Source organism: Flavisolibacter ginsengiterrae DSM 18136, from assembly GCF_059568575.1.
The window spans coordinates 1-5,048 of the sequence record NZ_JCANTR010000050.1; the positions used below are offsets into that span (position 1 = coordinate 1).

5 protein-coding genes are annotated in these 5,048 nt (G+C 38.5%); 3 read left to right on the forward strand and 2 right to left on the reverse strand.

All coding sequences use genetic code 11. The annotated features are described in order from the left end of the window. A partial coding sequence (locus tag BP74_RS21520; protein ID WP_496377608.1) for a hypothetical protein occupies positions 1–405 on the reverse strand: 405 nt, incomplete at its 3' end. Between the two features lie 550 nt (positions 406–955). After that, entirely contained in the window at positions 956–1,714 is a 759-nt protein-coding gene (locus tag BP74_RS21525; RefSeq protein WP_496377610.1) for a DUF4386 domain-containing protein, read from the reverse strand. Positions 1,715–2,589: 875 nt separating this feature from the next. Between BP74_RS21525 and BP74_RS21530 the strand changes: the two genes are divergently transcribed. The 3 genes from BP74_RS21530 to BP74_RS21540 all read left to right on the forward strand — a co-directional run bounded on the left by BP74_RS21530 (position 2,590) and on the right by BP74_RS21540 (position 4,686). Then, positions 2,590–3,054 (forward strand): hypothetical protein, encoded by a 465-nt coding sequence (locus BP74_RS21530; protein WP_496377612.1) that lies wholly within the window; start codon positions 2,590–2,592, stop codon positions 3,052–3,054. Then, positions 3,051–3,710 (forward strand): hypothetical protein, encoded by a 660-nt coding sequence (locus tag BP74_RS21535; RefSeq protein WP_496377614.1) that lies wholly within the window; start codon positions 3,051–3,053, stop codon positions 3,708–3,710. Before BP74_RS21530 ends, BP74_RS21535 begins: the two co-directional genes overlap by 4 nt. 85 nt (positions 3,711–3,795) lie before the next feature. Further along, positions 3,796–4,686, forward strand: a complete 891-nt coding sequence (locus tag BP74_RS21540; RefSeq protein ID WP_496377616.1) for a PH domain-containing protein — start codon at positions 3,796–3,798, stop codon at positions 4,684–4,686. Positions 4,687–5,048: the final 362 nt, after the last annotated feature.

Consider the following 5,048-nt stretch of genomic DNA (forward strand, 5'->3'; position numbering starts at 1 on the left):
TGCAGCATGGTCACCGGTAAAATATACAGGATCTCCATTGTAACAGGGTTTAACGGTAAAATCTGGGGGGCAGGTAATAGAGACTTCAGGTGCAATAACGGTCACTTTAAAAGTGCAGGATGAAGTGGCCCCGCCTGAGAATGTTGCAGTGGCTGTTATAGAATTTTCTCCAAATGGCAGCCCTAATTCGGTGGCATTCTGTTCTACTGTGCCGTCTTGCTTTGTAAAGCTATAAACGATTGTGCCACCAGGAGCTGTCGCTGCGTGATTACCAGCAAAGGTTATAAGATCTCCACTGTAACAGCTTTCGACCGTAAAATCTGAAGGACAAGTAATTTGGGAATTTGAATATTTACTCATCAAAAGTGTTAAGAACACTACCAGGTAAGTACAATACTTTCTCATAAAACAGGTTTTAACCATTGAATAAATACATGCTATCAACATGGTTGTGCATAAATGCTTATTACATCAGCAATAGCTATTCTTTGTTTTAGACAATTATAGTAGGAGAACTATAGTCTTACAGGGCTGTTTGATTTTTAATTCTTGTTGAAAGCTGCATGAATAAATCAACCATTTGTAGAAATTGATTTAGTTCATTTTATGCAATAGTGGAATCAACAAGAGCTGAACGATCAATGCTTTTCTTTTTCAAAGCCTGGCAGGTAAGATGAAATATATACATTAATAGAGGCCAGATCTTTAGTCAAAATGGGACGGTAGAATTTTACTACATTTCTTTAAAACGTAAAGGATATTTTGTTTGGATGGGAGGAAAAAATTTAACAGGAGAGGATTAACTGATAATACTTTTTGTAAGCATAAATTTAAATAATTGTTTTGTGCTTAAGAAATATTTTTCCAAACGAATTGTCATTTGCTAAAAGTCAAATAAGTACATTTAGCGTTGTTGCTCCGAGGTTAGATGAGTTATGTTTCTCTCAATTGACTATCAGTCATTTTTTGATTTTAATCCTGCCTGGTGCTGCTGCCATTTTTTTATATCCACTCCCTTAAATAGCAACCTGAAACACAATATCAATTCTGCAATAAAAGAGGGGAGAAGGATAGCGGGGAAGAGCTTTGCTGATATTCCAGGTAATAGGATAAGGGTAAAGCTGTTAACCAGATAACACATCCCGGCAATTACCATGAGTATGCCAATAAATCGGGGTAAATACCTGGACTTATAAACCAGGTAACCCAGGATCATCGATCCAAAGCCAAAGAATATCAGTCCTACAGAAAAACCGTGTTCGTCTGCTATGATAGATAAGTATGACAGCGCCTGCCGTTGTTCTAGTGTAAAGGCACTGAGATAATGGGCATCACCATTTAAATAGAGTGGGATAAATAGATTGAGCTTTGTGGCAACGAGGATGGCTGTTTGTGACAGCTTAAAAAACAATTCCATCAAGGCCAGATCTTTATTCACCGGCCTGAGCATAATATACAATATGACCATTAAAGGAATGTCGCAGACATGCATTAGCAAGTCCAATGCAATACCTGTGCGCCAAAGCGATTGTGAGGCTACCAACCTGTCGACAGTGGCGGCTGCATCTCCAGGTACAATAATTCCCTTCCTGGCTAAGAGTTCACTGCAAATGCCCGCAATGATGATGAGCAAATAGAATATGCCCCCAATCCTGGCGAGTTTATTAATATACATACCGTTGGAGTGATCGGGAAAATATTTTGCTACAGTCATGGTTGATATGTTTTGGAATTAAAGTATTTCGCTTGTGTGCTACAAGGATATTTATTTGTTAGAAGGAATTCAAGTGATGGTCAATAAACGACAGATTTGGGTATACGGATGAAGGAGTGGGAGTCGGGAACCGCAGAACAGATGAACAATCCGCCTTCGCTAAAGCTTCGGCGGACGATCCACCTTCGCTAAAGCTTCGGCGGACAAGGGAGTCGGGAGTCGGGAGTCTGGAGTCTGGAGTCTTGAGTTGTGAGTAGGGAACTGCAGAACAGATGAACAATCAGCCTTTGCGAAGCTTCGGTGGACGATCCACCTTCGCTAAAGCTTCGGCGGACAAGGGAGTCGGGAGTCGGGAGTCTGGAGTCTGGAGTCTTGAGTTGTGAGTAGGGAACTGCAGAACAGATGAACAATCAGCCTTTGCGAAGCTTCGGTGGACGATCCACCTTCGCTAAAGCTTCGGCGGACAAGGGGAATATCGAATTTCGAAGGAGTCAAGTGGGAGAGTCATTTTTATGGATGCAGGATTTAGGGGGAAGAAGGAGGGCCTAGAGGGACAATAGGGACGACCCGCCTTCGCTGAAGCTACGGCGGACAAGGGAGTCTGGAGTCGGGAGTCTGGAGTCTTGAGTTGGGAGTCGCAGAAAAGATGAACAATCTGCCTTTGCGAAGCTTCGGCGGACGATCTACCTTCGCTAAAGCTTCGGCGGACAAGGGAGTCGGGAGTCTGGAGTCTTGAGTTGGGAGTCGCAGAACAGATGAACAATCTGATCCACCTTCGCTAAAGCTACGGTGGACAAGGCATTATAATATTTAAGCATTTAAATATATCTTTCGCGCTCAACATTTTTCTATTTTAAACACCGATTTAAAGATTTATGAAAATCATCTTTACGTTCTGTCTATTGCTTTTGTTTTCATCACATTCATTTGCTCAATCTGAATCAGTACAAAAAGGCCCAGAAACATCTATTAATAGAAAGGAAAATCAGGGTGATACAGCTCAATATGCAACACTGTATTTATACAGGCCGAAAAATGCCGTAGGAGGGTTAGTAGGTTATAATATTAAGTTGGATGATAGTACTATCTGTAAATTAAAGAATGGCAGAAAATTCAGTCTCAGGCTACACAAAGAGGGCAACATGAAAATATGGCCCAGTACCGAGGATAAAAAAATTAATATCAACGTCAAATTTGGTGAGGAGTACTTTGTAAAGTTTGCCATGGTAAGTGGCCTGGTAGGTGCACACCCAGAACTAAACCTTATTAATTCAGAACAAGGCCGGGAGGAATTTGATGCTTTACAAGATAAAAAAGCTAAGGCGGATTTAAAGGAATGAGGAATCAAATTCAGCGAATCAACTTCCTGTTGGCTATTGAGAGGCGTGGAAAGAAAAATCATTTGATGAATAGTATAACAGCCACGATCTTTTTTCGGTTTCATTTATTTGTATTGATTGTGTCGTCATTTATTATCTCATGTAATTCTCCGGCAATCATTTTTACGCCGCCAGAAAGAAAGTTTATAGATTTTTTTAAGAAAGGTGACAGCCTATATTTTAAAAATCCAACAGGTCAAATAGATACCCTATACGTTTCGGCAGTAAACTATTATGATTATGTGGAAAATATGGGGTTCAGGCGCGGTAAAGTGCATTTCAAGACCCTGTATGTTTGTGCCGCGCTATTACCCAGTAATGCAACATTCAATACCCCACCCAAAAAATTAACTTGTAAAAACATCCTTTCCATTACAAAGAAATCAGGGGGAGATGGCGTCAAGTTCTGTTACAATTTTAAAAACATGATAGGTTGTAAGTCTTACCTGCCTTACATAATGACTGATACCCTGGATTTGAATGGTGTTCTATTTCCAGAATATTATGAAGTGGCAGGAGTTTCCGGAAACAGATTATTTTTTGACGATAATTCCGGATTTATTGGATACACAATTGATAGTATAACGTGGTTGCGAACTGACCTGTCAAATCATTGAGAATTTATATCCTGGTAATGCTGTGCCTTTGATTGGACTGTTTGCAAACATTACGTAGAAATAAAAAAGTAAGAAACCTAATAAAATGGAGCTGCTCACTTCTAAAATTCAACATAGGAACTTTGAAATTGGTGAATTTGTGGAGGAGAAGCAAAGAAGTTTTGAAGAATCCATTGCATTGATTGAGCATTTTCCATGGGAGGAAGAAAGGAAAAAGATCCTTATTAGTCTTACCAATCCATCAATTACATTCCAGGGGAAAAACAATGATTATCTGAAATTAGCCTTGTATTATAATGGAAAGTTTGTTCTCCATTACTTTGATCAAAACCAAACATTGTACTCCAAGAGTTTTTTCGAAATTAAAGACAGCTATACATTCATTAAAGATTTTTTCGAATTGCCGGCCTTTGACTATAGTGCATTCAGGAAGGAGAACACTTTATTCCAAAACAATTTAAAGCATTTTGTTAGCCAGGATTTTTGCTATGAAGTAACTTCTACGGTAATAAAAAGGTATCTTTTTTCTACAAGTTCTATCAATTTGGGTTTCGGAATTTTCTTCATTATATTTTTTATTGTCAAATCTAATTTCCCTAACAATCCAATTGCTATTGCTGTTCTGCTTTTAACAATAATCATAATGGGAGGAGGGCTTAATCTTATTTTATTCTTTAACTATTATTCGTATGCCAGGGATAAGTTCCTGAGAATGTCCAAAGGAAATGACATATTTTATTTTGGAGAGAAGGGGAACCCGGCGCAATATGATAAAAAGGAAATTATCAGGTTTATTACCTCTAAAGTAAGAAGCAATAAAAGCCCGATTAGTGGTTTTGCGGTTGTGAACATTGAACTCAAGAATGGCATTGATATCCAAATTCCTAATTTATTGCTTGATGATGTGGCTTTAGAAAATAAGCTTGATGGCATACCGAGTGCTATAAGAAACAGGTTTCCGCTTGTAAAGTCATAACAATGAAAAATGTATAGCCCCGCGAGTCAACTTTCCTGGAGGCAAGTGAGACTCATATCTTGCTAAATAATTAAATTACTATAGATATCAAGGCACATTGATACCTCAAATTGAGACTAAACAAGTGACATTTCACTATGTTGGCGCGAGACATCTTCTTTGTGCCTTTTCTTCCTTAGCCTGAACAGTACTTAAAGATGAAATAATATATTTCAATCTTGAATAAATCATGAGTCAAGGCAGTAGAAGAAATTGATATTATTATTAATGTCCTAAACTTTTTTTATGAATGCTATTCGTTATGGAATCGGCATTGACATGGCCATGGAAAAGTTTGATGCCTGCATTTCAACAATCGATTT

What these genes read in the sequence shown, in the direction of transcription:
- BP74_RS21540 (WP_496377616.1), top strand. Translation starts at nt 3,796, where the DNA reads ATGGAGCTGCTCACTTCTAAAATTCAACATAGGAACTTTGAAATTGGT.
- BP74_RS21535 (WP_496377614.1), top strand. Translation starts at nt 3,051, where the DNA reads ATGAGGAATCAAATTCAGCGAATCAACTTCCTGTTGGCTATTGAGAGG.
- BP74_RS21530 (WP_496377612.1), top strand. Translation starts at nt 2,590, where the DNA reads ATGAAAATCATCTTTACGTTCTGTCTATTGCTTTTGTTTTCATCACAT.
- BP74_RS21525 (WP_496377610.1), bottom strand. Translation starts at nt 1,714, where the DNA reads ATGACTGTAGCAAAATATTTTCCCGATCACTCCAACGGTATGTATATT.